The 25,158-nt window shown below is 75.6% G+C and carries 20 protein-coding genes; 7 read left to right on the plus strand and 13 right to left on the minus strand.

Annotated features, from left to right (window positions below):
• Window positions 1-77: 77 nt before the first annotated feature.
• A complete protein-coding gene (locus tag ACI79L_RS19890; RefSeq protein WP_456938444.1) occupies window positions 78-1,433 on the plus strand; it encodes a hemolysin family protein in 1,356 nt (451 codons plus the stop codon).
• Window positions 1,430-2,548, plus strand: a complete 1,119-nt coding sequence (locus ACI79L_RS19895) for a hemolysin family protein (RefSeq protein ID WP_456938445.1) — start codon at window positions 1,430-1,432, stop codon at window positions 2,546-2,548. Before ACI79L_RS19890 ends, ACI79L_RS19895 begins: the two co-directional genes overlap by 4 nt.
• A gap of 67 nt (window positions 2,549-2,615) precedes the next feature.
• Here ACI79L_RS19895 and ACI79L_RS19900 read toward each other — a convergent pair whose 3' ends face one another.
• Entirely contained in the window at window positions 2,616-3,893 is a 1,278-nt protein-coding gene (locus ACI79L_RS19900; protein WP_456938446.1) for an MFS transporter, read from the minus strand.
• A gap of 227 nt (window positions 3,894-4,120) precedes the next feature.
• Here ACI79L_RS19900 and ACI79L_RS19905 point away from each other — a divergent pair, with 227 nt between their 5' ends.
• A complete protein-coding gene (locus ACI79L_RS19905) occupies window positions 4,121-5,932 on the plus strand; it encodes a prolyl oligopeptidase family serine peptidase (RefSeq protein WP_456938447.1) in 1,812 nt (603 codons plus the stop codon).
• A gap of 55 nt (window positions 5,933-5,987) precedes the next feature.
• Here ACI79L_RS19905 and ACI79L_RS19910 read toward each other — a convergent pair whose 3' ends face one another.
• From ACI79L_RS19910 to ACI79L_RS19920, 3 genes are read right to left on the minus strand one after another with little or no spacing between them, the layout of a single operon-like run.
• Window positions 5,988-7,247, minus strand: coding sequence for a glycosyltransferase 87 family protein (locus ACI79L_RS19910; RefSeq protein ID WP_456938448.1), 1,260 nt, complete (start codon window positions 7,245-7,247; stop codon window positions 5,988-5,990).
• A 6-nt stretch (window positions 7,248-7,253) separates the two neighbouring features.
• Window positions 7,254-8,303, minus strand: a complete 1,050-nt coding sequence (locus ACI79L_RS19915; protein ID WP_456938449.1) for an aspartate-semialdehyde dehydrogenase — start codon at window positions 8,301-8,303, stop codon at window positions 7,254-7,256.
• Window positions 8,300-9,568, minus strand: coding sequence for an aspartate kinase (locus tag ACI79L_RS19920; RefSeq protein ID WP_456938450.1), 1,269 nt, complete (start codon window positions 9,566-9,568; stop codon window positions 8,300-8,302). Before ACI79L_RS19920 ends, ACI79L_RS19915 begins: the two co-directional genes overlap by 4 nt.
• A gap of 94 nt (window positions 9,569-9,662) precedes the next feature.
• On the opposite strand from ACI79L_RS19920, the gene ACI79L_RS19925 reads away from it, so the two are divergent.
• The 3 genes from ACI79L_RS19925 (at window position 9,663) to leuA (ending at window position 14,107) form a co-directional block, all read left to right on the plus strand.
• The gene (locus ACI79L_RS19925) at window positions 9,663-11,255 is read left to right on the plus strand and encodes a phospholipase D family protein (protein ID WP_456938451.1); all 1,593 of its coding nucleotides are present in this window, start codon (window positions 9,663-9,665) and stop codon (window positions 11,253-11,255) included.
• Between the two features lie 284 nt (window positions 11,256-11,539).
• On the plus strand, window positions 11,540-12,193 hold the full coding sequence (locus ACI79L_RS19930; protein ID WP_456938452.1) for a helix-turn-helix domain-containing protein: 654 nt from the start codon (window positions 11,540-11,542) through the stop codon (window positions 12,191-12,193).
• Window positions 12,194-12,370: 177 nt separating this feature from the next.
• Window positions 12,371-14,107, plus strand: a complete 1,737-nt coding sequence (gene leuA / locus ACI79L_RS19935; RefSeq protein ID WP_456938453.1) for a 2-isopropylmalate synthase — start codon at window positions 12,371-12,373, stop codon at window positions 14,105-14,107.
• Window positions 14,108-14,128: 21 nt separating this feature from the next.
• Here leuA and mnhG read toward each other — a convergent pair whose 3' ends face one another.
• The 8 genes from mnhG to ACI79L_RS19975 all read right to left on the minus strand — a co-directional run bounded on the left by mnhG (window position 14,129) and on the right by ACI79L_RS19975 (window position 22,331).
• Window positions 14,129-14,494, minus strand: coding sequence for a monovalent cation/H(+) antiporter subunit G (mnhG, locus tag ACI79L_RS19940; RefSeq protein WP_456928369.1), 366 nt, complete (start codon window positions 14,492-14,494; stop codon window positions 14,129-14,131).
• Window positions 14,491-14,793 (minus strand): monovalent cation/H+ antiporter complex subunit F, encoded by a 303-nt coding sequence (locus ACI79L_RS19945; RefSeq protein ID WP_456938454.1) that lies wholly within the window; start codon window positions 14,791-14,793, stop codon window positions 14,491-14,493. The genes mnhG and ACI79L_RS19945 overlap by 4 nt, the downstream gene beginning before the upstream one ends.
• Window positions 14,790-15,344 carry a Na+/H+ antiporter subunit E gene (locus ACI79L_RS19950; RefSeq protein WP_456938455.1) on the minus strand — a complete coding sequence of 185 codons (555 nt, stop codon included), beginning with the start codon at window positions 15,342-15,344 and terminating at the stop codon, window positions 14,790-14,792. The genes ACI79L_RS19945 and ACI79L_RS19950 overlap by 4 nt, the downstream gene beginning before the upstream one ends.
• Entirely contained in the window at window positions 15,341-16,999 is a 1,659-nt protein-coding gene (locus ACI79L_RS19955; RefSeq protein WP_456938456.1) for a Na+/H+ antiporter subunit D, read from the minus strand. The genes ACI79L_RS19950 and ACI79L_RS19955 overlap by 4 nt, the downstream gene beginning before the upstream one ends.
• Window positions 16,996-17,427 carry an NADH-quinone oxidoreductase subunit K gene (locus ACI79L_RS19960; RefSeq protein WP_456938457.1) on the minus strand — a complete coding sequence of 144 codons (432 nt, stop codon included), beginning with the start codon at window positions 17,425-17,427 and terminating at the stop codon, window positions 16,996-16,998. The genes ACI79L_RS19955 and ACI79L_RS19960 overlap by 4 nt, the downstream gene beginning before the upstream one ends.
• Before the next feature lie 84 nt (window positions 17,428-17,511).
• A complete protein-coding gene (locus ACI79L_RS19965; protein WP_456938458.1) occupies window positions 17,512-20,379 on the minus strand; it encodes a Na+/H+ antiporter subunit A in 2,868 nt (955 codons plus the stop codon).
• 117 nt (window positions 20,380-20,496) lie between these two features.
• Entirely contained in the window at window positions 20,497-21,156 is a 660-nt protein-coding gene (locus tag ACI79L_RS19970; RefSeq protein WP_456938459.1) for a response regulator, read from the minus strand.
• A complete protein-coding gene (locus tag ACI79L_RS19975; protein ID WP_456938460.1) occupies window positions 21,153-22,331 on the minus strand; it encodes a sensor histidine kinase in 1,179 nt (392 codons plus the stop codon). Before ACI79L_RS19975 ends, ACI79L_RS19970 begins: the two co-directional genes overlap by 4 nt.
• Window positions 22,332-22,516: 185 nt before the next feature.
• Between ACI79L_RS19975 and ACI79L_RS19980 the strand changes: the two genes are divergently transcribed.
• On the plus strand, window positions 22,517-23,224 hold the full coding sequence (locus tag ACI79L_RS19980) for a hypothetical protein (protein WP_456938461.1): 708 nt from the start codon (window positions 22,517-22,519) through the stop codon (window positions 23,222-23,224).
• Window positions 23,225-23,316: 92 nt separating this feature from the next.
• Here ACI79L_RS19980 and ACI79L_RS19985 read toward each other — a convergent pair whose 3' ends face one another.
• The gene (locus tag ACI79L_RS19985) at window positions 23,317-25,077 is read right to left on the minus strand and encodes an ABC-F family ATP-binding cassette domain-containing protein (RefSeq protein ID WP_456938462.1); all 1,761 of its coding nucleotides are present in this window, start codon (window positions 25,075-25,077) and stop codon (window positions 23,317-23,319) included.
• Between the last annotated feature and the right edge of the window lie 81 nt (window positions 25,078-25,158).

Genomic DNA, 25,158 nt, shown 5'->3' on the forward strand with positions numbered 1-25,158 from the left:
CTCAGGGGCCGCCTGCGGGCGGCCCCTGAGTCGTTTCCCGGGGTTGGCCGGGCGCCGATGCGGGCACCGGGGATCCGATGACCGAGTGGCTGCTCCTCCTCGCCGCCGTGCTGCTCACGGCACTGACCGGCTTCTTCGTGGCGGCCGAGTTCTCCCTGACCACGGTCGACCGCGGCCGCGTCGAGGAGGCCGCCCGCGCCGGGGACGCCCGCGCCGGCGGCGTGGCGACCGCGCTGCGGACCCTGTCCACCCAGCTCTCGGCCGCGCAGCTCGGCATCACGCTGACCACGCTCGTCGTCGGCTACCTGGCCGAGCCCGCGATCGGCCAGCTGCTGCACGGCCCACTCGAGGCGCTGGGCCTGTCGCAGGCGGCGGCCACGGGCGTCTCCTACGGCCTGGCGCTGGCCCTGGCGACGACGCTGCAGATGCTGCTCGGCGAGCTCGGGCCGAAGAACCTGGCGATCGCCGACCCGCTGGGCATCGCGAAGGTCGTCGCGCCGGGGATGCGGGCGTTCACCGCGGTCGCGGGCGTCGTCGTCAACGCGCTGCAGCGGCTGGCCAACGCGATCGTGCGCCGGCTGGGCTTCGAGCCCCGCGAGGAGCTGGACTCCGCCCGCGGCGCCGAGGAGCTGGCCGCGGTGGCCCGCCGGTCGGCGGCCGAGGGCGACCTCTCCCCCGTCGCCGCCCGCCTGCTCGAGCGCTCGCTGGGCCTGCGCGCCAAGTACGCCACCGACGTCATGACGCCGCGGACCCGGCTGTGGACGCTGCGGGCCAGCGCCACCGCCGCCGACGTCATCGTCGCGGCCACCGAGTCGGGCAACTCGCGCTTCCCGGTCTACGGCTCCGACCTCGACGAGGTCACCGGGGTCGTGCACGTCAAGCGCGCGGTCGCCGTCCCGGAGGCCGAGCGGGGCCGCCGCACCGCCGGCGAGCTGGCCGACCCGGTGCTCGCCGTCCCCTCGTCCCTGCGGCTGGAGCGGCTGCTGGACCTGCTGCGCGAGCAGGGCCTGCAGATCGCGCTGGTGGTCGACGAGTGGGGGGCCACGCACGGCGTCGTGACGTTGGAGGACATCGTGGAGGAGCTGGTCGGGGAGATCGCCGACGAGACCGACCGGCCGCTGCGCACCATCCGCCGGGTCGACGACGTGCGGTGGGTGCTGTCCGGGCTGCTGCGCCCCGACGAGGTGCTCGACCGCACCGGGATCGCGGTGCCCGAGGGGCGGTACGAGACGCTGGCCGGGTTCCTCGCCGAGCGGCTGCAGCGGCTGCCCGAGGTCGGCGACCACGTCGAGTTCGACGGCGCGCAGCTGACCGTGCAGAGCCTCGACGGCCGCCGGGTCGCCCGGATCCTGGCCGAGCGGACGGTGGTGCTGCCCCCGGGCGCCACGGCCTCGCGGGCGCGGGCGCGGGCGCGGCAGGAGGCGGCGGCGTGAGCGACGTCGTCAGCCTGCTGATCCTCGTCGGCCTGCTGCTGGGCAACGCGTTCTTCGTGGCCGCCGAGTTCGCGCTGGTGTCCGCGCGGGTCGACCAGATCGAGCCGCGCGTCGCGCAGGGCTCGGCGCGGGCGGCCAGGACCCTGGCCGCGATGCGCAACGTGTCGCAGAACATGGCGGGCGCCCAGCTGGGCATCACGCTCTGCTCGCTGGGCCTGGGCGCCGTCGGCGAGCCCGCCGTCGCCCACCTCATCGAGGCGCCGCTGCACGCGCTCCACGTGCCGGACGCGCTGCTGCACCCGATCGCGCTGGTCATCGCGCTGGCGCTGGTGACCGTGCTGCACATGGTGCTCGGCGAGATGGTGCCCAAGAACATCACCATCGCCGGCCCGGACCGCGCGGCGATCGCGCTCGGCCCGCCGCTGGCCGCCTTCACCCGGCTGCTCAAGCCGGTCATCTGGTTCTTCAACACCACGGCCAACGGCTTCGTGCGGCTGTTCGGCGCCACGCCCACCGACGAGGTGGCGGCCAGCTTCGACGAGGCCGAGATCCGCTCGATGATCACCCAGTCGCGGCGCGAGGGGCTGCTGGGCACCGAGGTCAGCGAGCTGGCGGCCGGCGCGCTCACCTTCGAGCAGCACACCGTCGAGGACGTGCTGCTGCCGATGGACACCGTCGTCACCGTGCCGCGCGCGACCACGCCGCGGCAGCTGGAGGCCGTCGTGGCCGAGCACGGCTTCAGCCGGTACCCGGTCCGGGCGGACGACGGGTCGCTGACCGGCTTCGTGCACGTCAAGGACGTGCTGGGCATCGGGGCCGAGGGCCGGGACCGGCCGATCCCGGAGGAGCACGTCAACCGGCTGGTGCCGATCGCGCCCGGCACGGGGCTGCCCGAGGTGCTCTCGGAGATGCGCGCGCAGGGCGCCCACCTCGGCGGCGTGGTGGACACCCGCGGCGGGGAGCGGCACACCGTCGGCCTGGTGGCGCTGGAGGACGTGCTCGAGCTGCTCATCGGCGACGTCCGCGATGCCGCCGCCGACGCCGCGGCCGAACAGGCCCGGGCGATCGCCGCCCGGGGCGGCCGGAGGGCCGGGGCGGGCGCCGGGGGTCGCTGACGCGGCTCGGACGTCGCGACGGCGGCCCGCTCCCAGGGGGATCGGGCCGCCGTCCTCGCCCGCCGGCTCAGCGGGAGGCGGCCAGCCGGGGCGGGAGCACCATCCGGCGCGCGTCGACCAGCAGCAGTGCCGCGAGGCCCACGACGGGGAGCAGGGTCAGCTGCACCAGCCCGGCACCGTCCCAGCCCATGCCCGCGACCAGTCGGGCGAAGAGCAGCCCGGAGAAGGCCGCGGCCACGTAGTAGGTCAGCATGAACAGACCCGCACCGCGCCCCACGTGCTCGGGGCGCACGGCCCGCTGCATGGCCGTCGTGCAGTTGGTGAACAGCACCCCGCTGGCGAACGCACCCATGAGGAAAGCCAGGACGTACTGCGCGGCCGGGCCCTCCGCGAACCGGTAGGCCGCCAGCGCCGTGAGCGAGGAGCCGACGAAGCCGACGGCGAGCAGCGCGCGCTGGTCGTAGCGGTCGGCGAGCCAGCCGACCGGCAGGGCCGTCATGGCGCCGAACCCGACCAGTGAGGCGGCCAGCGCGGCCTGCGGAGGCGTGAAGCCCAGCTGCTCCTGCAGGAAGGTCGGGTACAGGCCGAGGAAGCCGTAGAACACCAGGCCGGAGACCGCCGAGGCGATGCCCAGCCCCAGCGTGCCCCGGTTGTACGGGCTGGCCGGGACGTGGCCGTAGGCGTGCGCCTCCGCGGTCCCGCCCCGGCCGGCCACCGCCTCGCTCATCGCCCGCGGCACGGTGAACAGGAGCGCGACCGCCATGGCCAGGCCCGCGGCACCGAAGACGACGAACGGTGCACGCCAGGTGTCCGCCGACGTGGCGAAGGCCTGCCCGATGACCGGACCGAGGAAGACGCCGAGGCCGAAGGCCAGCCCGATGAAGCCTGCGGCGAGGGCGCGGCGGTGGAAGAAGAACGCGCCGATGACGGCGTAGATGGCGGTGGCCTGGACGCCCTCGCCGACCCCGGACACCAGCCGGTAGACCGCCATGTCGCCGAAGCCGGCCGACAGCGGGATGGCGAGGGTCCCGAGCGAGTACACGACCACGCTGAGGACGACGATCGTCTTCCGCGGGAGCCGGTCGAGCAGGTAGCCGGCCGGAACGCCGGTGAGCGCGATGCCCAGAGTGAAGCCGGTGGCCAGCAGCCCGGTCTGGTCCAGGGAGAAGCCGAACTCCTCCCGGATCTGCGGCAGCAGCGGGTAGAAGACCTGCCGGTCCATCGCGTTGAGCATGTACGAGAGGCACAGGACGGTGAAGCCGACGGCGACGGCTGCCGCCGACAGCCGTGCGTCCGGGCCGGCCTCCGAGGGCGCGCTCGCCGGACTCCGGGTGGATGAGGACATGGCTCTCCTGACGACATGGTGTCCGCTGTACGGACACCCGTCCGTGTTTGGTCGCGCCCATGGTGCGGATCACTGTGACGCACGTCAAGTGCCGGTCCGAGCGGTCACCGGGCAGACCCACGGCGAGCGGCAGGGTCCCGAGATTCCTGGGCGCACGCGCGGAGGGCGGACGGATGTCCGGGGAGACCGGCACCGCGCCGTACGCCTGGTTCAGGGAGGATGAGCGGGTGCGAGACGACTCGGCCCCCCCGTCCGACCCGCCCGCCGCGTCGCTCCCCTCGGAGGTCACCGCTCGCTGGCAGGCCCGCTTCCGCGCGCCCCGTGTCAGCCTGCCCGACTGGGCGCTGCGCGCGCCGCAGCGCTGCCTGTACGCCTCGGACGTCAGCGGCGTCGTCGAGCAGTACGCGTGGGACCGCACCACCGACGTGCACCGCCAGGCCACCGACCGGCCCAACGGCACGCTGATCGGCACGCTGTCCCCCGACGGCGAGACGATCTGGTGGTTCGCCGACACCGACGGCGACGAGTTCGGCGTCTGGATGGTGCAGCCCTTCGCGGGCGGCGACGACCGGGTCGCCGTCCCGGAGGTCGGGCCGGCCTACCCCGCCGGGCTGGAGATCGGCTCCTCGCTCGTGGCGATCGGCCGCTCCACCGACGACGGCAGCGAGCTGTGGCTGGCGCCCACCGGCGGGACGCCGCGGGTGGTCTACCGGCACGAGGACCCCGCCTCGGTCGACGCCCTCACCCTCGACGACGAGCTGCTGGTCATCTCGCACTCCGAGCACGGCGACCCGCGCTACCCGGCGCTGCGGGTGCTGCGGACCGCCGACGACGCGGTCGTGGCCGAGAAGTGGGACGGCGAGGGCCGCGGCCTGCACGCGCTGGAGTTCGCCCCGCTGCCCGGCGACCGGCGGCTGCTGGTCGGCCACGAGCGGCGCGGCCGGGAGGAGCTGCTGGTCTGGGACGTCGCGGCCGACACCGAGACCGAGATCGTGCTCGAGCTGCCCGGCGACGTGACCGCCGGCTGGTACGCGGACGGGTCGGCGCTGCTGGTCGGCCACGACCACGCCGCCCGCAGCGAGCTGTACCGCTACGACCTGGCGACGGGTGCGCTGGAGCGGCTGGACACCCCGTCCGGTGTCGTCCGGGGGGCCACCGCGCGCCCGGACGGGACCGTGGAGCTGGCCTGGTCGTCCTCGGAGCGCCCGCCGGTGATCCGCCGCGCCGACGGGCCGGTGGTGCTCGCCGCGCCCGGTGAGGAGCCGCCGGCGGCGCACCCGGTCGAGGACCGCTGGGTGCCCGGCCCGGGTGGGGACGTGCACGCGCTCGTCGTCCGGCCGGCCGGGGAGCAGCCGTACGCCACGGCGTTCCTGGTGCACGGCGGCCCCGAGTCCGCCGACGACGACTCCTACCGCGCCCGCCGCGCCGCCTACGTCGACGCCGGCTACGCGGTCGTGCACGTCAACTACCGCGGCTCCACCGGCTACGGCAGCGCCTGGCGGGACGCGCTGACCGGCCGGCCCGGGCTCACCGAGCTCGAGGACGTCGCCGCGGTCTACGACGCGCTGGTCGCCGAGGGCTTCCTCGACCCGGCGCGCGCGGTGCTCACCGGCGGCTCGTGGGGCGGCTTCCTCACCCTCCTGGGCCTGGGCACGCAGCCCGAGCGGTGGGCCGCCGGCATCGCCGAGGTGCCGGTGGCCGACTACCTGGCCGCCTACGAGGACGAGATGGAGGGCCTGCGGGCCTACGACCGGGCGCTGTTCGGCGGCTCCCCCGACGAGGTGCACGAGCGCTACGTGCGGTCCTCGCCGATCACCTACGTCGAGCAGGTGCGGGCGCCGGTGCTCGTCGTCGCCGGGGCCAACGACCCGCGCTGCCCGATCCGGCAGATCGAGAACTACCTCACCGAGCTGGACCGGCTGGGCCGCCCGCACGAGGTGTACCGCTTCGACGCCGGCCACGGCTCACTGGTCATCGAGGAGACGATCCGGCAGGTCGAGACGGCGCTGTCGTTCGCGCTCAGGCACGTCACGCCGTGACGTGTGGTCCCGGGCGCGGGGGCCGGAGGCCTCCCGACCGGGACCACGGAGCGGCTCATCGGCGGTCGGGGACGGCACCTGGCCGCGGTGTCGGCCGGCAGGCCGACGGTGTCATCGCGCGGGCCGGGAGCAGGGCGACGACGGCGAGCGTCGTCAGCAGGTAGAGGTCCTCCACCACGAGCCCCGGGACGCCGAGGTCGTGGTGGTGGCCGGGGTCGGCCTCGGCGAACCAGATCGACGACGACGCCAGCACCAGCCCGGTGACGACGGCGAGCGCCGCGGCGGCCCGGCGTCCGGACAGCCGCCCGGGCGCCGCCGGGCTGCCCGCGGCGACGTCCACGAGGACGACCAGCGCGGGCACCAGCCAGACGAAGTGGTGTGACCAGGCGATCGGGCTGACCAGGCAGGCGGCCAGGCCGGTGAGCGCCACGCCGGCCAGGTCGTCACCGGCGCGGGCGGCCCGCACCGCGCGGGTGAGCACCAGCGCGAGGACGGCGACGGCGAGGACCAGCCACACCCCCCGCGGCGGCTGCGCGGGGTCGGTGAGCCGCGCCAGCGCGCCCAGCAGCGACTGGTTGGACGTCTTGTCCAGCCGGCCCACCCGCTCGGTCTGCCACAGGGTCTCGGTGAAGAACCGCCACGACGTCGCCGGCGCGACGGCGAACGCCAACCCGGTGGCGACCGCCGCGGTGCCGACCGCGACCGCCGCCGCGCGCCAGCGCCGCGTCAGGAGCAGGTACACGACGAACAGCCCCGGCGTGATCTTGAACGCGGCGGCCAGGCCGATGCCGGCGCCGGCCCACCGCCACCCGCGGTGCAGCGCGGCGACGTCGGCCAGCACCAGCGCGAGCAGCAGCAGGTTGACCTGGCCGAAGCCGATCGTCTCCCGCACCGGCTCGACCACGAACACCACCGGCAGCGCGGCCGCGACGGTGAACGCCACCGGCCACCCGTGCCGGCGGGCGAGCGGCGCGACCAGCCACGCGGTGATCCCGGCCAGCACCACCAGGTTGAGCGCGGCGTGCACGGCCGCGACCGCATCGATCGACAGCAGCGTCATCGGCAGCACCGCCAGCGCCGCGAACGGCGGGTAGGTGAAGCCGTAGTCGGTGCGGCCGAACGTGTAGTCGTAGAGCGGCCGGCCCGAGCGCCACCACTCGACCGCGCCGTCGTAGACCCGCAGGTCGAACCAGTTGTGCCAGGGGTCGTTGGGACCCAGGGCCGAGACCAGCCCGGCGAGCACCGCCAGCGCGAGGACCACGGCGACCTGCGCGGCGACCCGCCACCCGGCCCACGGACGGCCGACGGGTGCCACCTCCGCTCAGCGCCGGAGCAGCAGCTCGGCGATCTGCACGGTGTTGAGCGCCGCGCCCTTGCGCAGGTTGTCGTTGCTGACGAACAGCACCAGCCCGCGGTCGTCGTCGACGCTCTGGTCCTGCCGGATGCGCCCGACGTAGCTGGGGTCCTGCCCGGCGGCCTGTTGCGGCGTCGGGACGTCGGTGAGCTGCACGCCCGGCGCCCCGGTGAGCAGCTCGGTGGCGCGGGCGACCGGCAGCGGCCGGGCGAACTCGACGTTGAGCGACAGCGAGTGCCCGGTGAAGACCGGCACCCGCACGCAGGTGCCCGCGACCCGCAGGTCGGGGATGCCGAGGATCTTGCGGCTCTCGTTGCGGAGCTTCTGCTCCTCGTCGGTCTCGAGCGAGCCGTCGTCGACGACGCTGCCGGCCAGCGGCAGCACGTTGAACGCGATCGGGCGCACGTACTTCTGCGGCTCGGGGAAGGCCACCGCCGCGCCGTCGTGGGTGAGCTCGGCGGCCTTGTCGACGACCGCCCTCACCTGCCCGTCGAGCTCCTCGACGCCGGCCAGGCCGCTGCCGGAGACCGCCTGGTAGGTGCTGGCGACCAGCCGGACCAGCTGCGCCTCGTCGTGCAGCGGCTTGAGCACCGGCATCGCGGCCATCGTGGTGCAGTTCGGGTTGGCGACGATGCCCTTGCGGATGTCGGCCAGGGCGTGCGGGTTGACCTCGGCGACGACCAGCGGGACGTCGGGGTCGCGGCGCCAGGCGGAGCTGTTGTCGACGACGGTCACGCCGGCCTCGGCGAACCGCGGCGCCTGCGCCCGCGAGGTGCTGGCGCCCGCGGAGAACAGCGCGACGTCGAGCCCGGTCGGGTCGGCGGTGGCGGCGTCCTCGACGGTGATCTCGCCGTCCGCCCAGGGCAGGGTGCTGCCGGCGCTGCGGGCGCTGGCGAAGAACCGCAGCTCGCTGAGCGGGAACTGCCGCTCGGCGAGGATCCGGCGCATGACGGCGCCGACCTGGCCGGTGGCGCCGACGACGCCGACCCGCAGGCCGTCGCGCTTGAAGATGCTCATCGTCCGGTCCCTCCGTAGACCACGGCCTCCTCCTCCTCGCTGCCGAGGTCGAAGGCGTCGTGCACCGCGCGGACGGCGAGGTCCACGTCGCTGTCGCGGCAGACCACGGAGATGCGGATCTCCGAGGTGCTGATGAGCTCGAGGTTGACGCCGGCGTCGGCCAGGGCGCCGAAGAAGCGGGCCGAGACGCCGGGGTGGCTGCGCATGCCGGCGCCGACCAGGCTCACCTTGCCGATGTGCTGGTCGAAGCGGACGTCGCTGTAGCCGACCGTGTGCTTGACCTTCTCCAGCGCGGCGATCGCGGCCGGGCCGTCGCTCTTGGGCAGCGTGAACGAGATGTCGGCGAGCTTGCTGGCCTCGGCCGACACGTTCTGCACGATCATGTCGATGTTGATCTCGGCGTCGGCGAGCACGCGGAAGATCTGCGCGGCCTCACCCGGCCGGTCCGGGACGCCGTAGACGGTGATCTTGCCCTCGCTGCGGTCGTGCGCGACGCCGGTGATGATCGCCTGTTCCACGCTGAGGTCCTCCATCGAGCCGGTCACCACGGTGCCGGGGAGCTGTGAGTAGGAGCTGCGGACGTGCACCGGGATGCCGTAGCGGCGGGCGTACTCGACGCAGCGGAGCATGAGCACCTTCGCGCCGGAGGCCGCGAGCTCGAGCATCTCCTCGTAGGTGACCGTCTCCAGCCGCCGGGCGTTGGGGACGATCCGCGGGTCGGCGGTGAAGACGCCGTCGACGTCGGTGTAGATCTCGCAGACGTCGGCCTGCAGCGCCGCGGCGACGGCGACCGCGGTGGTGTCCGACCCGCCGCGGCCGAGCGTGGTGACGTCCTTGGTGTCCTGGCTGACGCCCTGGAACCCGGCGACGATGACGACCGAGCCCTCGTCCAGCGCCGAGCGCAGCCGGCCGGGCGTGACGTCGATGATCCGCGCCTTGCCGTGGCTGGAGGTCGTGATCACCCCGGCCTGCGAGCCGGTGAACGACCGGGCCTCGTAGCCGTGGGTGCTGATCGCGATGGCCAGCAGCGCCATGGAGATGCGCTCGCCCGCGGTGAGCAGCATGTCCAGCTCGCGGCCGGGCGGGTCGTCGGTGATCTGCGCGGCCTGGTCGAGCAGCTCGTCGGTGGTGTCGCCCATCGCCGAGACCACGACGACGACGTCGTTGCCGGCCTTCTTCTCCGCGACGATGCGCTCCGCGACGCGCTTGATGTGGGCGGCGGAGGCCACGGAGGAGCCACCGTACTTCTGCACGACGAGGGCCACGGGTCCACAGGCTACCGATGCCGTCCTCCTCCCCCGTGAATCAGCCCGGCGCCGTCCCGTTGCGTCCCGCCGCCGCGGGCGATGTGATCACCGGGTGACCGCTCCCGAGGACTGGCTGCTCAGCGCCGAGGAGCGGGGCAACGCGGCCACGGAGCTGCCGGCCTGGACCGAGGGGAACCTCGCCGTGCCGCTGGTGCACGGCGCCACCTACTTCGACCGGCTGGTCGAGTGCGTCGAGGGGCTCGACGAGGGCGACCACCTGTTCTTCACCGACTGGCGCGGCGACCCCGACGAGGAGCTGCGCCCCGGAGGGCCGACCGTCGCCCAGCTGTTCACCGAGGCGGTGGGCCGCGGGGTGACCGTGCGCGGCCTGGTCTGGCGCTCGCACGTGGACTGGCTGTCGTTCAGCGCCCGCGAGAACCGGGCCCTGGACCGCGAGGTCGAGGACGGCGGCGGCCTGGTGGTGCTCGACCAGCGGGTGCGCCGCGGGGGCAGCCACCACCAGAAGCTCGTCGTCTGCCGGCACGACCAGGACCCGACGAAGGACACCGCCTTCGTCGGCGGGATCGACCTGTGCCACAGCCGCCGCGACGACGCCGACCACCGCGGCGACCCGCAGACGCTGCCGATGGCCGCGGCGTACGGCCCCACCCCGCCCTGGCACGACGTGCAGCTGATGATCCGCGGCCCGGCCGTCGCGGCCCTGGACACGGTGTTCCGCGAGCGGTGGGACGACCCCACCGACCCCGACGAGGGCAACCCGATCGCGCACGTGATCGACCGGTTCCGCCGGGGCCGCATGTTCGCCGACCGGCTGCCGCCGCAGCTGCCGGCCCCGCCGCCGATGGGGCCGCACCTGGTGCAGAGCCTGCGGACCTACCCGGCGATCCGGCCGCGCTACGACTTCGCCCCCGACGGGGAGCGGTCGGTCGCCCGCGGCTACTCGAAGGCGATCCGGCGGGCGCGGCGGCTGATCTACCTCGAGGACCAGTACATGTGGTCCGCCGAGGTGGCGGAGCTGTTCGCCGACGCGCTGCGCGAGCACCCGGACCTGCACCTGGTCGTCGTCGTGCCGCGGGTGCCCGACCAGGACGGTGCGATCGCCCAGCGTCCGCAGTACGTGGGGCGCTGGCAGGCGATCGAGATGTGCCGCCGGGCCGGCCGGGACCGGGTGCACGTGTACGACGTCGAGAACCACGAGGGGACCCCGGTCTACGTGCACGCGAAGGTGTGCGTGGTCGACGACGTGTGGGCCAGCGTCGGCAGCGACAACTTCAACCGGCGCTCCTGGACCCACGACAGCGAGCTGTCCTCGGCCGTCCTCGACACCACGCTCGACCCCCGCGAGCCGCGCGACCCGGCCGGCACCGGCGACGGCGCGCGCACCTTCGCCCGCGACCTGCGGCTGGTGCTCGCCCGTGAGCACACCGACCGGGCCGGGGACGGCAGCGAGGACGCCGACCTGCTCGACCCGGCCACGTTCGTCGCGACCCTCGACGCCGCGGCCGACGCACTCGACGCCTGGTACGACGGCGGCTGCCGCGGCCCCCGCCCGCGCGGCCGGCTGCGCCACCACAGGGCCGAGCGGCTGACGCTGCCCACCCGCCTCTGGGCGACGCCGCTGTACCGCCTGGTCGACGACCCCGACGGCCGCCCCCTCCGCCTCCGCCGCCGCCGCGAGTTCTGAGCCGCCGCCCACCCACCGGCCCGACCGGCCGGTCCCGGCGCGCCCCGCCCCCGGGGCCGACGGGCCGTTCCCCGCGCCCGGCTCCGCCCGTGCCGGCCCCGGCAGTGCCACCTCCCGAGCGAACTCGTGCCCTGCCCCCGCCCACGGGGCAGAGCACGAAGAAGGACGGGCCCATGTACACCGCGGGTGCTCGTGCTCTGCCCCGCGTCTGTGGGCAGAGCACGAGCTTCCCCAGATCTACCTACCGACCCCGCGCGTCCGACGTACCGGCCCAGGCTCGCCGCATGGCCGACCTCGACCTCGCCGGCGTCCTGCGACGCATCCGCAGGACCGCAGACCTGTCCCAGCGTGAGCTGGCGGGGGCGGTCGGGCTGTCCAAGTCGACCGTCGCGGCGATCGAGGCCGGGACGCGCGGGCTCGACGCCCGCGCGCTGGCACGGCTGGCGGCGGTCGCGGGGCTGCGGCTGGCGCTGCTGGACGCCGAGGGGCGGGAGGTGGCGCCGATGGACGGCGCGGCCGTGCGGGACGAGGGCGACCGGCACTTCCCCGCGCACCTGGACACCCGGCACGGCGACGACGGCTGGTGGCACGGGCCGCACCGGTACGACCGCACGCCGGTCACCTACACGTTCACCCGGGACCGGGGCAGCAGGGACGACCGCCGCCGGGTGCGCGGGACCCCGGAGGACCACCAACTCCCGCAGCCGGGCGACGCCCTGGCAACCCGGGCCGCAGCCCGGCGGGCCGCCGCGGCGCGGGCGCGGGCCGCGGAACGGGCGCGGTTCCTGGAGGAGAGCAGGGGCCGGCCGTTCGCCGACGGTTTCCGCTGCGTGTGCCCGCCGGCCTGCGACGACCTGCTGCTCGACGAGCGGCCGCCCAGGCCGGGCCGGCCCGCCCCGCACGCGCCGGACTGCGCGTGTGGCTGCGACCTGAGCTGACCCGCTGCTACCGTGGGCTCCGTGCGCGGCAGCCTCCTGCTTACCCGCCGCGGCGAGGCCTCCTCCTAGGTCGGCTCCCTCGCCGCGGAGATCCTGCCGTGGTCGATGACGTCCCGGTGCCCGCTGACCGCCCCCCAGGAGCGACAGTCCAGCCCGCACCAGAGGAGTCATCCCACCGTGACCAGCCCCCAGCACCCGCACGCCCGCAACCCCCAGCGCCCGTCGGGGATGCCGATCTCCCGCTACGCCGCGTTCCAGCCGGTCGACCTGCCCGACCGCACCTGGCCGGAGAAGGTCACCACGGTGGCCCCGCGCTGGTGCGCCGTCGACCTGCGCGACGGCAACCAGGCCCTGATCGACCCCATGAGCCCCGACCGCAAGCGCCGGATGTTCGAGCTGCTGGTGCGGATGGGCTACAAGGAGATCGAGGTCGGCTTCCCGGCGGCCAGCCAGACCGACTACGACTTCGTCCGCCAGCTCGTCGAGGACGACCTGGTACCCGACGACGTCACCATCCAGGTCCTCACCCAGGCCCGGGACGAGCTGATCGAGCGCACCTTCGAGTCGCTGCGCGGCGCGAGGCAGGCGATCGTCCACCTCTACAACTCGACCAGCACGCTGCAGCGCCGCGTCGTCTTCGGCAGCGACCGCGCCGGCATCGTCGACATCGCCGTCCACGGCGCCCAGCTGGTCCGCAAGCTGGCCGAGCAGGCCGGCGACACCGAGATCCGCTTCGAGTACAGCCCCGAGTCCTTCACCGGCACCGAGCTGGACTTCGCCGTCGAGATCTGCGACGCGGTCACCGACGTCTGGGAGCCGACCCCCGACCGGCCGACCATCCTCAACCTGCCGGCGACCGTCGAGATGGCCGAGCCGACCGTCTACGCCGACCAGGTCGAGTGGATGCACCGCAACCTGGGCCGCCGCGACGCCGTCGTGCTGAGCCTGCACCCGCACAACGACCGCGGCACCGCCGTCGCCGCCGCCGAGCTGGGCTACCGCGCCGGCGCCGACCGCATCGAGGGCTGCCTGTTCGGCAACGGCGAGCGCACCGGCAACGTCGACCTGGTCACCCTGGGCCTGAACCTGTTCAGCCAGGGCATCGACCCGCAGATCGACTTCTCCGACATCGACGAGATCCGCCGCACCGTCGAGTACTGCAACCAGCTCGGCGTGCACGAGCGGCACCCCTACGGCGGCGACCTGGTCTACACCGCCTTCTCCGGCTCCCACCAGGACGCCATCAACAAGGGCTTCAAGGCCCTGGAGGCCGACGCGGCCGCCGCCGGGAAGCCGGTCGAGCAGATGCCGTGGGCGGTGCCGTACCTGCCGATCGACCCCAAGGACGTCGGCCGCAGCTACGAGGCGGTCATCCGGGTCAACAGCCAGTCCGGCAAGGGCGGCGTGGCCTACATCATGAAGACCGAGAACCACCTCGACCTGCCCCGGCGGCTGCAGATCGAGTTCAGCGGGGTCGTCCAGCGGCACACGGACGACGAGGGCGGTGAGGTCACCGCCCAGCAGATGTGGGCCGCGTTCACCAGCGAGTACCTGCCCGACCCCGACGCCCCGTGGGGCCGGTTCGCCCTCCGCGGCCACCGGCACACCGCCCACGGCGAGCAGCTCGACGAGATGGTGGTCGAGCTGACCGCCGACGGCGTCCCGGTCACCGTGCAGGGCCGCGGCAACGGCCCGATCGCCGCGTTCGTCGACGCGCTGAAGACCCTCGACGTCGACGTCCGGGTCCTGGACTACGCCGAGCACGCGCTGTCCGCCGGCGGCGACGCCCGCGCCGCCGCCTACGTCGAGTGCGCGGTCGGCGAGCGCGTGCTGTGGGGCGTGGGCATCGACCCGAACATCGTCAGCGCCTCGCTGCGCGCCGTCGTCTCGGCGGTCAACCGGGCCCTGCGCTGAGGCACCCGGGGCTCCGCGGCGTCAGTCGCCGCGGAGCCCCGGGTCCGCGTCCCGGCCGGCGTGCTCGGCCACCTCGTCGACGACCAGCAGGTCCCGGCGCACGTGCCGGCGGCGGTAGGCGATCCGGCTGACCATGTGCGCCGACAGCGGCGCGGTCAGCACCTGCAGCATCGCCACCAGCAGCAGCACCCACATCGCGGGTGTCCCGGCCAGCCGGATCGCCCCGCCCACCAGCACCAGCAGCAGACCGGTGACCTGCGGTTTCGTGGCCGCGTGCAGGCGGGTCAGCACGTCGGGGAAGTGCAGCAGCCCGAGCCCCGCGGTGAACGCGAGGAACGACCCGAGCAGCAGGCAGACGGTCGCGACGACGTCGAGGACCGCGCTCACGGCCGTTCCTCCCCCGCCGGGTCGTCGCCCGCGGGCCGGTCGAGCACCATGCCGCCGACGTAGCGGACCACGGCGATCGCGCCGATGTAGCCCAGCAGCGACACGACGACGAGCACCGGCACCGCGGACGCGTCGCGGGACAGCGCCACGTGCACGCCGAGCCCGCCGGCCGTGATGACCAGCATCGCGTCGCCGGCCACGACCCGGTCCAGCAGCGACGGCCCGCGGGCCAGCCGCACCAGCGCGAGCAGCGCCCCCGCCCCGAGCAGGCCGAACGCGACCACGGCCACCCAGCTCACCGCGCCACCTCCGCGGGCTCCCGGTCCAGCGCGGCGCGCTCGCGGGACCGGCCGAACGCCCGCACCACCCGGTCCTCCATGGCCAGCACCCCGGCGCGCTGGCGCTCGAGGTCGTCGCGGTCGCGGACCTCGAGCAGGTGGACGGCGAGCACCCGGTGCTCGCGGTCCAGGTCGAGCACCACCGAGCCGGGCACCAGGCTGAGCGCCTCGCTGATGACGGCGAGCAGCAGGTCGGAGTCGGTGCGCAGCTGCACCCGGATGACGGCGCTGCGCAGCGGCGGGCCCGGCCGCAGCGCGCGCCAGGCCACCTGCGCGCTGGAGACGGCGAGGTCGACGGCGAACACGGCGAGGAAGCGCAGCAGCGCGAGCGGCCGGATGCGGACGTTCTCCACCACCGCCGGGAGCGGCACCACGCGGGTGACGAGGACGGCCACCAGCACGCCGCCCAGCACGTTCGCCCACGACCAGGTGCCCCACAGCAGCACCCAGACCAGCACCAGCCAGACCAGCGCGGGCAGCTGGCGCAGCAGGTGGCGGGCGCGGTCGCTCACCGCTCCCCCTCCACGGCCGTGCGGTAGGGCTCGCGGTCGAGCAGGTCGGTGGCGGCGCGGCCGGCCAGGCCGTAGAGCGGGCCGGCCAGCGCGGTGAGGGCGACGGTCAGCGCGACCAGCGCCGCCGTCGCGCCGACCAGGACGCGCGGCAGCCGCTCCGCGGGCTCGCCCGGGTGCTCGTCGGGCTCCTCGGGCCCCTCGGACGCCGTCGCCACCGCCACCTGCCGCTGCCACGCCGCCGACGGCCGGGCGGCGCCGTTCCCCGAGGGGCGGGTCCCGGCCCGCGGCCCCGCGTCGGCCGCCGCCGCGGCCGCGGTGTCGGCACCGGGCTCCTGCGCCCGCGGCCGCCAGAAGGCACGGGTCCACACCCGGGCCACCGCCAGCAGGGTGAGCAGGCTGGTCACCAGCCCGGCGCCGACCAGCACCAGCGCCAGCGGGCGCCCGTCGGCGACGCCGGCCTGCAGCAGCCCCAGCTTGCCGAGGAACCCGGACAGCGGCGGGATGCCGGCCAGGTTCAGCGCGGGCAGCAGGTACAGCACCGCGAGCAGCGGGGAGGCGGCGGCCAGGCCGCCCAGCCGGCGGATCGACGTCGACCCGCCGGTCCGCTCGACCAGCCCGGCGACGAGGAACAGCGTGGTCTGGACGACGATGTGGTGGACGACGTAGAACACCGCGGCGGTGAGTCCCGCGACGCTGCCCAGCGCGATGCCGAACACCAGGTAGCCGATGTGGCTGACCAGCGTGAAGGACAGGATCCGCCGCAGGTCGGTCTGCGCGACCGCGCCGAGGATGCCCACCACGAGCGTGGCCAGCGCCGCCGCCATCAGCAGGGTGTCCAGCGCGCCGCCGGGGAACAGCAGCGTCTGCGTGCGGATGATCGCGTAGACGCCGACCTTGGTGAGCAGCCCGGCGAACACCGCGGTCACCGGCGCCGGCGCGGTCGGGTAGCTGTCGGGCAGCCAGGCCGACAGCGGGAAGACGGCGGCCTTGATGCCGAACGCGATGAGCAGCAGGGCGTGCAGCAGCGTGCGGGTGCCCTCGGGGACCTCGGCCAGCCGTACCGACAGGTCGGCCATGTCCACCGTGCCGGTGGCCGCGTACACCAGGCCGATGGCGGCGAGGAACAGCAGCGACCCGACCAGGCTCACCACGACGTAGGTGATCCCGCCGCGCACCCGCGGCGCGGACCCGCCGAGGGTGATGAGCACGTAGCTGGCGGTCAGCAGCACCTCGAAGCCGACGTAGAGGTTGAACAGGTCGCCGGAGAGGAACGCGAACCCGACGCCGGCCATGAGCACGAGGAACGTCGGGTGGAAGATCGACACCGGCGCCTGCTCGCCGCCGTCGGCGGCGCCCTGGCCGACGGCGAACAGCAGCACCCCGAGGCCCACGGTGTGCGCCACCACCAGCATCAGCGCCGCCAGCCGGTCGACCACCAGCGAGATCGCCTGCGGCACCGGCCAGTCGCCGACCGCCACCGCGACCGCCCCCGACCGGTCGGCGAGGACCAGCAGGGTCACCGACACGCCCAGCACGGCGGCGAGCACCGCGACGCTGAGCGCCCGCTGGGTCCGCGTGTGGCGGCTGAGCAGCAGCGAGACGGCGGCGCCCAGCAGCGGCAGGACCACCGGCAGCGGGGCGAGGACGCGGATCACCGCGACCGCCGCCGGGCCGGGGGCAGGTCGACGTCGTCCGCGGGGGTGCCCGGCGGCGGCTGCCCGCGGCGCCGGGGCGGCTCGGCGTGGAACGGGCGCCGGTCCTCGGCGGCCAGCCGGTCCGGGTCGATCTCGTCGGGGTCCTCGCGGCCGGTGCGGCGGCCCTCCCGGGTGGCCAGCCGGCGGTCCTCCTCGTCGGCCTCCACCGCCTCCTGGCGGGCCAGCCGCCACGAACGGTGGATCACCGCCAGCAGGAACGCCGAGACGCCGAAGGTGATGACGATCGAGGTGAGCACGAACGCCTGCGGCAGCGGGTCGGCGGTGTCACCGTCGCCGCGGCCGAGCAGCGGCGCGCTCCCGGCCGGGCCCGCGGCGCTGATGAGCAGCAGGTTGGTGGCGTTGCCCAGCAGCAGGAAGCCGAGCAGCACCCCGGGTGAGGCTGCGGTCGAGCAGCAGGAAGACCCCGGCGGCGTACAGGCCGCCGATCACCACGGGCAGGACGACGGTCGGCGTCACCGGGCCACCACCTCCCCCGGTGCGACCTCGACCGGGTCGTCCTCGTCCTCCTGGCGGTCGAGCTCGGCGCCGAGGCTGCGCAGCACGTCGAGCACCAGGCCGACGACGACCAGGTAGACGCCGACGTCGAAGAACAGCGCCGAGACGAGCTTGACGTCGCCGAGGACCGGCAGCGTCCACTCCCAGTAGGTGGACTCGAGTACCTGCCCGCCGAGCACGAGCGCGGCGACGCCGGTGCCGCCGGCCAGCAGCAGGCCCGCGCCGAGCAGCCGGCCGGGGTCTAGGGGGGCGGCCTCGCCGAGCTCGTAGCGGCCGCCGGCCAGGTAGCGCAGCACCAGCGCGAGCCCGGCGACCAGGCCGCCGGCGAACCCGCCGCCGGGGGCGTTGTGGCCGGCGAACAGCAGGTACAGCGAGAACACCAGGACGGTGTGGAACAGCATCCGGACGACGACCTCGAGCACCACCGACCGGCGCCGCGGGTCGAGCGTGCCGCCGGCGGCCAGCCACTCCCCGACCGGCGCGCGCCGGGACCGCCCGGCGGCCTGGTCCTCCCGCTCGGCCCGCTCGATGGCCCCGGTGCGCCGCCGCAGGAAGACCAGGCTGGCCACGCCGGTGGCGGCGACGATGAGCACCGAGATCTCCCCGAAGGTGTCCCAGGCGCGGATGTCGACCAGGGTCACGTTCACGACGTTGTCCCCCTGCGCCTCCTCGGCGAGCCGGGCGTACTCGTCGGACACCGGGGCGGCGTCGCGGGCGGCCAGCGCCACGGCGGACACCGCGCCCATGAGCAGGCCGACGCCGACGGCGAGCAGGCCGCGGCCGGTGCGCTCGCGGCGGCGGTGCCGCTCGGACACGTCCTTGGGCAGCTTCCGCAGCACCAGGACGAACGCCACGATCGTCACCGTCTCGACGAGGAACTGGGTGAGCGCGAGGTCCGGCGCCCCGGCGACCACGAAGAACACCGCCAGCCCGTAGCCGGTGACGCCGACAACCAGCGCCGCCGACAGCCGCTGCCGCACCCGCACCGCCATCGCCGCGGCCATCAGCACGACGACGCCGACCAGCACCTGGACCGGGCTGTCCCAGGCCCGCCACTGCTCCGGGCGCTCGGCGACCGTGGTGAGCAGCGCACCCGGCAGCAGGACGACCGCGGTGAGGATGGTCCCGAGGTAGGCCGGCAGCGACCCGCGCTGCGTCGTCCCGGTGACCAGGACGGCGAGCCGGTCGACGCCCTGCAGCACGTTCCAGTAGCCCTCGTCGGCCGACGCCCGGACCGTGAGCCGCCGCTGCACCCGGGCCACCGCCGCCCGCCCGGCGAACAGCGCCGCGCCGCCGAGCAGGGTGAGCGCCGACAGCGCCAGGGCCGGCTGCAGCCCGTGCCACAGCGCGAGCTCCTCGGCCTCCGGCGCGTACGCGGGCAGCCCCTCGGCGTAGCGGCCGACGACCGGCTCCAGGCCCTTCGCGAGGACGCCGCCCGCGAGGCCGAGGACGGCGAGGACGACGGGGGCGGCGAGGAACAGCGGCCCCGGCGGGTGCGCCGGCTCCGTGGCCGGCCGGCCGGGCTTGGTCGCGAACGCGCCCCACACGAAGCGCAGCGTGTAGGCGACGGTGAGCACCGACCCGAGCACCAGCCCGGCGAGGACCAGCAGCGCGGCGGTGCGGTCGGGCAGGCCGCCGTCGAGCAGCGCGGTGAACGCCGCCTCCTTGCCCACGAAGCCGAGCAGCGGCGGCAGCCCGGCCATCGACGCCGCGGCCAGGCCGGCGACCGCGGCCACCACCGGCACCCGGCGGCCGAGGCCGGACAGCTCGCGCAGGTCGCGGGTGCCGGTGGCGTGGTCGACGACGCCGACGGTGAGGAACAGCGTGGACTTGAACAGCCCGTGCGCGAGCACCATGGCCAGCCCGGCGCGGGCGAGCTCGGCGCTGCCGGCGCCGACCAGCGTGGTGAGGAACCCGAGCTGGCTGACCGTGCCGAAGGCGAGCAGCAGCTTGAGGTCGGACTGGCGCAGCGCCCGGTAGCCGCCGACCAGCATCGTGGCCACGCCCAGGCCGAGCACCACCGGCCGCCAGCCGGGCAGGTCGGCGGTGCCGGGCGCCAGCCGCGCGACCAGGTAGACGCCGGCCTTCACCATGGCCGCCGCGTGCAGGTAGGCGCTCACCGGCGTGGGCGCCTCCATGGCCGCCGGCAGCCAGAAGTGGAACGGCACCAGCGCGGACTTGGTCACCGCGCCGGCCAGCACGAGCAGCACCCCGGCGACGACCGCCGGGCCGCTGCCGGGGTCGGCGACGATCGCCGACAGCCGCGACGTGTCCGCGGCGTGCGCCAGCACGACCAGCCCGGCCAGCATCGCCAGGCCGCCGGCGGTGGTGAGCACCAGCGCCTGGGCGGCCGCCCGCCGCGCCGCCAGCGCCGTCCCCGACCCGCCGATGAGCAGGAAGGAGAAGACCGTCGTCAGCTCCCAGGCGACGTAGAGCAGGTAGACGTCGTCGGCGAGGACCAGCGCCAGCATGGAGCCGGCGAAGGCGGTCAGGCAGCCGGCCAGCCGGCCGGTGCCCTCGGCGTCCGGCTCCACGTAGCGGCTGCAGTAGAGGAGCACCAGCGCGCCGACGCCGGTGACCAGCCCGGCGAACACCAGCGCCAGCGGGTCCAGCCGCAGCGTCACCGACAGGTCGAGCGCGGGCACCCAGGGCACGGTCTCGCGGACGTCGTCGCCGGAGGCGACCGCCGACAGCTGCGCGAGCGTCCAGGCGAACCCGGCCGCGGGCACCAGCGCGAGGGCGAGGAAGGCGTTCCGCCCCCACCACCGCACCAGCACCGGCGCGGCCAGGGCGGCCACCAGGTGCGCGAGCAGCAGTGCGGTCACGGGGCTCCCGGGTCGGCGGTGGAGGGGAGCACGCGACGACGGCGGTGCGGCGGCGTCGCCCCCTCGTGGGGGTACCGCCGCTCCCGCGCCGGGAAACCGACGGCGCGGAGAACCGGGTCATCTACCCGGCGTCACCAGGCCCGACTCGTAGGCGAACGCGACCGCCTGGACCCGGTCGCGCAGGCCCAGCTTGAGCAGCACCCGGCTGACGTGCGTCTTCACCGTCGCCTCGCCGAGGTACAGCCGCGCGGCGATCTCGGCGTTGGACAGCCCGGCCGCGACCAGCGCCAGGACGTCGGTCTCCCGCTCGGTCAGCTGCCCGAGCTCGGCGGCGCGGCCGGGGTCGGGCGCGGGCGCGGCGGCGAAGGACCGGATCACCCGCAGCGTCACGGCCGGGTCGAGCAGCCCCTGCCCGGCGGCGACGGTGCGCACCGCGGCGACCAGGTCCTCGGGCGGGGCCACCTTGAGCAGGAAGCCGCTGACCCCGGCGCGCAGCGCGGCGGCCACGTACTCGTCCTCGTCGAAGGTGGTGAGGACGACGACGCGCGTGGGCAGGCCCGCCTCGACGATCCGCCGCGCGGCCTCCAGGCCGTCCATGCCGGGCATCCGGACGTCGAGCAGCACCACGTCGGGCGCGAGCTCGGTGACCACCCGGACGCCGCCGGCGCCGTCGCCGGCCTCCCCGACCACCTCGATGTCGGGCTCGGCGGCCAGCACCATCCGCAGGCCCGTGCGGATCATCGACTGGTCGTCGACCAGCACCACCCGGATCGTCACGCGCCCACCCCCGCGGGCGCGCTCGCCGGGGCGGGCACCGGGAAGCCGGCGCGGACCCGGTAGCCGCCGCCGCGGACCGGCCCCACGGACAGGTCGCCCCCGGCGACGGCCACCCGCTCGCGCATGTGCAGCTGCCCGTGCCCGCCGGTGCCGGGGACCGGCGGCGGCACGGGGACCCGCGGCCGGCCGTCGTCGGTGACGGTCACGGTCACCCGGCCCGGCGTCCAGGCGACCTCCACGCACGTGGCCGCGGCACCGGCGTGCCGGACCACGTTGGACAGCGCCTCCTGCACCACCCGCACGGCCGCGACGTCGGCCAGCTGCGGCAGCTCGGCCGGCTCCCCGGTCACGACGAGCTGCACCGGCATCCCGCCGGCGCGCAGCTCGGCGAGGACGGCGTCGAGCCGGGACAGCGACGGCTGCGGCGCCGGGTCGCCGCCGCCGGGCTCGCGGAGGATGCCGACCACCCGGCGCATCTCGTCGACCGACTCGCGGCCCAGCCGCTCGAGGCCGAGCAGCACGTCCTGCGCCTCGGGGTGGTCGGGCAGCAGCCGGCGCAGGCCGCCCATCTGCAGCACCATGACGCTCACCGCGTGCGCCACCGAGTCGTGCACCTCGCGGGCGATGCGCGCCCGCTCGGCCACCACCGCGGCGCCGGCCACCGCCTCCTGCTGCTCGGCCAGCCGCGCGGCGAGGACCTGCAGCTCGCGGGCCCGCTCGCGCGACTGGCGCACCAGCACGCCGACGCCCCAGGCGGTCCCGGTGACGACGAGGTAGAAGACGCTCTCCCAGGTCGACGGGCCGAGCAGCAGGCCGGCGAGCACGACGACGGCCGTCGCCGACCCGGCCGCGCGCAGCCCGCGGCGCAGCGGCAGGACCGCGGCGGCGTGCCCCACGAGGACGGCCATCGCGATGAGCTGGGCGCCGCCGGGCCCGGGCGTCCCGAGCGCGTAGTTGCCGAGCACGCTGAGCGCCCCGGTGACCGCGGCCGCCTCCGGCCACCGCGTGCCGAGCGCCACGACCGCGCCGACGGCGACGCCCGGCAGCGCGGTGACCAGCGGGAAGCGGAACGTCTCCTCGGTCACCGTCTCCAGCACCGACAGCACGGCGAGCAGCGCGCCGAGGGCCGGCCACACGAGCCGGCGGGCGGAGGGGGACGACGTCCAGCGGGGCACGGCGAGCACGGTAGGGGCGGGGAGGCGCGGGCGGGATCCCCCGCGCGGCCGATGGACACCCGCCGTCCCTCCTCCTCGCGGCGGAGGACGGTCGGTCCGCCGGGACGGACGTGCCGGCGGGCCCCACGGCCGGAGAGTCCTCGCCGACGCACCGCAGACGGCGGTGCCCGGACCGACGAGGACCGATGACCACCACCCCGCTCCCCACCCGCACCCCCGCCGCCCCCGAGGCGCGCCCGGCCCGCAGCGCCGGCTCGCTCATGCTGCCGATCGCCGGCGCCGCCCTGGTCGGCGGCTCGCTGCTCTACGTCGCCGGCATGGTGACCTCCCCGCCGCAGGACTCCCAGGCCGCGGCCGACTACATCGCGGCGCTGGGCCGCGACGAGGGCCGGACGACGCTGTCGGCGGTGCTGCTGCACTACGGCAACATGGCGCTGGCCCTGGCCTGGCTGGCCGTCCCGACGCTGGTGCGGGGCCGCCGCGGGCGCATCCCGGCCGTCGTCGGGGCGCTGATGTCCGCGATCGGCCTGGTCACCGTGGCCGGCTTCGTGCTCTACGACCACTGGACCGGCGCCATCGGCCGCGAGCTCGACCCGGCCACCGCCCTGGGCCTCTACGACGCCGTCGGGGCGAACCCGGGGGTCGCGGTCGTCGGCGTCCTGACGCTGTTCGGGCTCCTCGGACCGATCGTCGGCTACGCGGGTCTCGCCCGCGCCGGGGTGACCGGCTGGTGGCTGCTGCTCCCGGCCGTCGGCTGCCTCGTGGCCTCCGCGGTGATCCCGTTCTCGCCGACGGTCCACGGCGCCCTCGCGCTGGTCGGCGCCGTCCCGGCGGTCGTCGTCGGCCTGCGGATGCTCGCCCGCACCCGCGCGGAGGCCACCGTCGCCGCGTGAGCACGATCAGGTCAGCTGATCGTGCTGCGTCCTGGCTCACCGCCGACGGTGAGCCAGGACGCGCTCGCGTGAGCCAGGACGACGGCGCCGCGTCAGCCCTCGGCGAGCTCCGCGGCGGCCAGCCAGTCGGTCTCGACCTGGTCCTTCTCGGCCAGCAGGGTCCGCAGCCGGCCGTCGAGCTCCATGACCCTCGCGTGGTCGGTGGCCGCGGCGGCGAGCTCGGCGTGCAGCCGCTCCTCCTCCGCGCCCAGCTTCTCCAGCCGCCGCTCGAGCCGGGCGGCCTCCTTGCGGGCGGCGCGCACCTCGCCCGCCGAGGGACCGGCCGGCGCGGCCGCCGGGGCCGCGCCGCCGGCGGGCGCGAGACCCGAGCCGGCCGAGGGCAGCGCGGCCTCACCGGCGGCCCGGCGGGCGAGGTACTCCTCCACCCCGCCGGGCAGCGCGGCCAGCGAGCCGTCGCCCATCAGCGCGACCACCGAGTCGCACACCCGGTCGACGAAGTACCGGTCGTGGCTGACCACCAGCACCGTGCCGGGGAAGGAGTCGAGCAGGTCCTCGAGCTGGGTGAGCGTGTCGATGTCGAGGTCGTTGGTCGGCTCGTCCAGCAGCAGCACGTTCGGCTCGGCCATGAGCAGGCGCAGCAGCTGCAGCCGCCGCCGCTCGCCGCCGGAGAGGTCACCGACCGGCGTCCACTGCCGCGACGCCGGGAAGCCGAACCGCTCGGCCAGCGACGACGCGGAGATCTCCTGGTTGCCGATCCGGGCGATCCGCGCGACCTCCTGCACCGCCTCGAGCACCCGCAGCCGGCCGGGCAGCTCGGTGACGTGCTGGGACAGGTAGGCCGGGGCGACGGTCTGCCCGCGCACCACCCGGCCGCGGTCGGGCTCGGTCTCGCCGACCAGCAGCCGCAGCAGCGAGGTCTTGCCGGCGCCGTTGACGCCGACCACGCCGATCCGGTCGCCGGGGCCCACGTGCCAGGTCAGGTCGCGGAACAGCGGCCGCGGGCCGTCGTCGGCGGGCACCGCGTAGTCGACGTCCTCGACGTCGTAGACGGTCCTGCCGAGCCGGCGGGCGGCGAAGCCCTTGAGCGCCATCGTCTCCCGGGGCGGCGGCTCGTCGGCGATGAGCGCCTCGGCCGCCTCGATCCGGAACCGCGGCTTGCTGGTGCGCGCCGGCGCGCCGCGGCGCAGCCAGGCGAGCTCCTTGCGCACCAGGTTCAGCCGCCGCTCCTCGGTGACCGCCGCGACGCGGGCGCGCTCGGCGCGGGCCAGCGTGTAGGCCGCGTAGCCGCCCTCGTAGGCGTGCACCGCGCCGTCGGCGACCTCCCAGGTCTGCGTGCAGACCTCGTCGAGGAACCACCGGTCGTGGGTGACGACCACCAGCGCGCCGACCCGCCGCTTGACGAAGTCCGCGAGCCACGCGACGCCCTCGACGTCGAGGTGGTTGGTCGGCTCGTCGAGCACGAGCAGGTCCAGCGGCCGGATCAGCTGCGCGGCCAGCGCGACCCGCCGGCGCTCGCCGCCGGACATCGGGGCGACGGGCGAGTCCAGGCCGAGCCGGTCGAGCTCCAGGCCGGTCAGGACGCTGCGGACGGCCGGGTCGGCGGCCCACTCGTGCTCGGCGGCGAACAGCGTCTCGGGGAGGACGACGTCGCGGACGGTCGCGCCCGGCGGCAGGGTGCCGGACTGGTCGAGGACGCCGACGGCGAGGTCGCCGCGGCGGGTGACCCGGCCGGAGTCGGGCTCCTCGCGGCCGGTGAGGACGCCGAGCAGCGTGGACTTGCCGCTGCCGTTGCGCCCCACGACGCCGATCCGCTCGCCGGCGGCGACGCCGAGCGAGACGTCGTCGAGCAGCACGGTCGTGCCGTGTGCCTTGGAGACCCGCTCGAGGTTGAGCAGGTTCAGCGGGGCGCTCAGGGCCGGGTCCAGGTCATCGGA

The organism is Geodermatophilus sp. SYSU D00684, assembly GCF_054050455.1.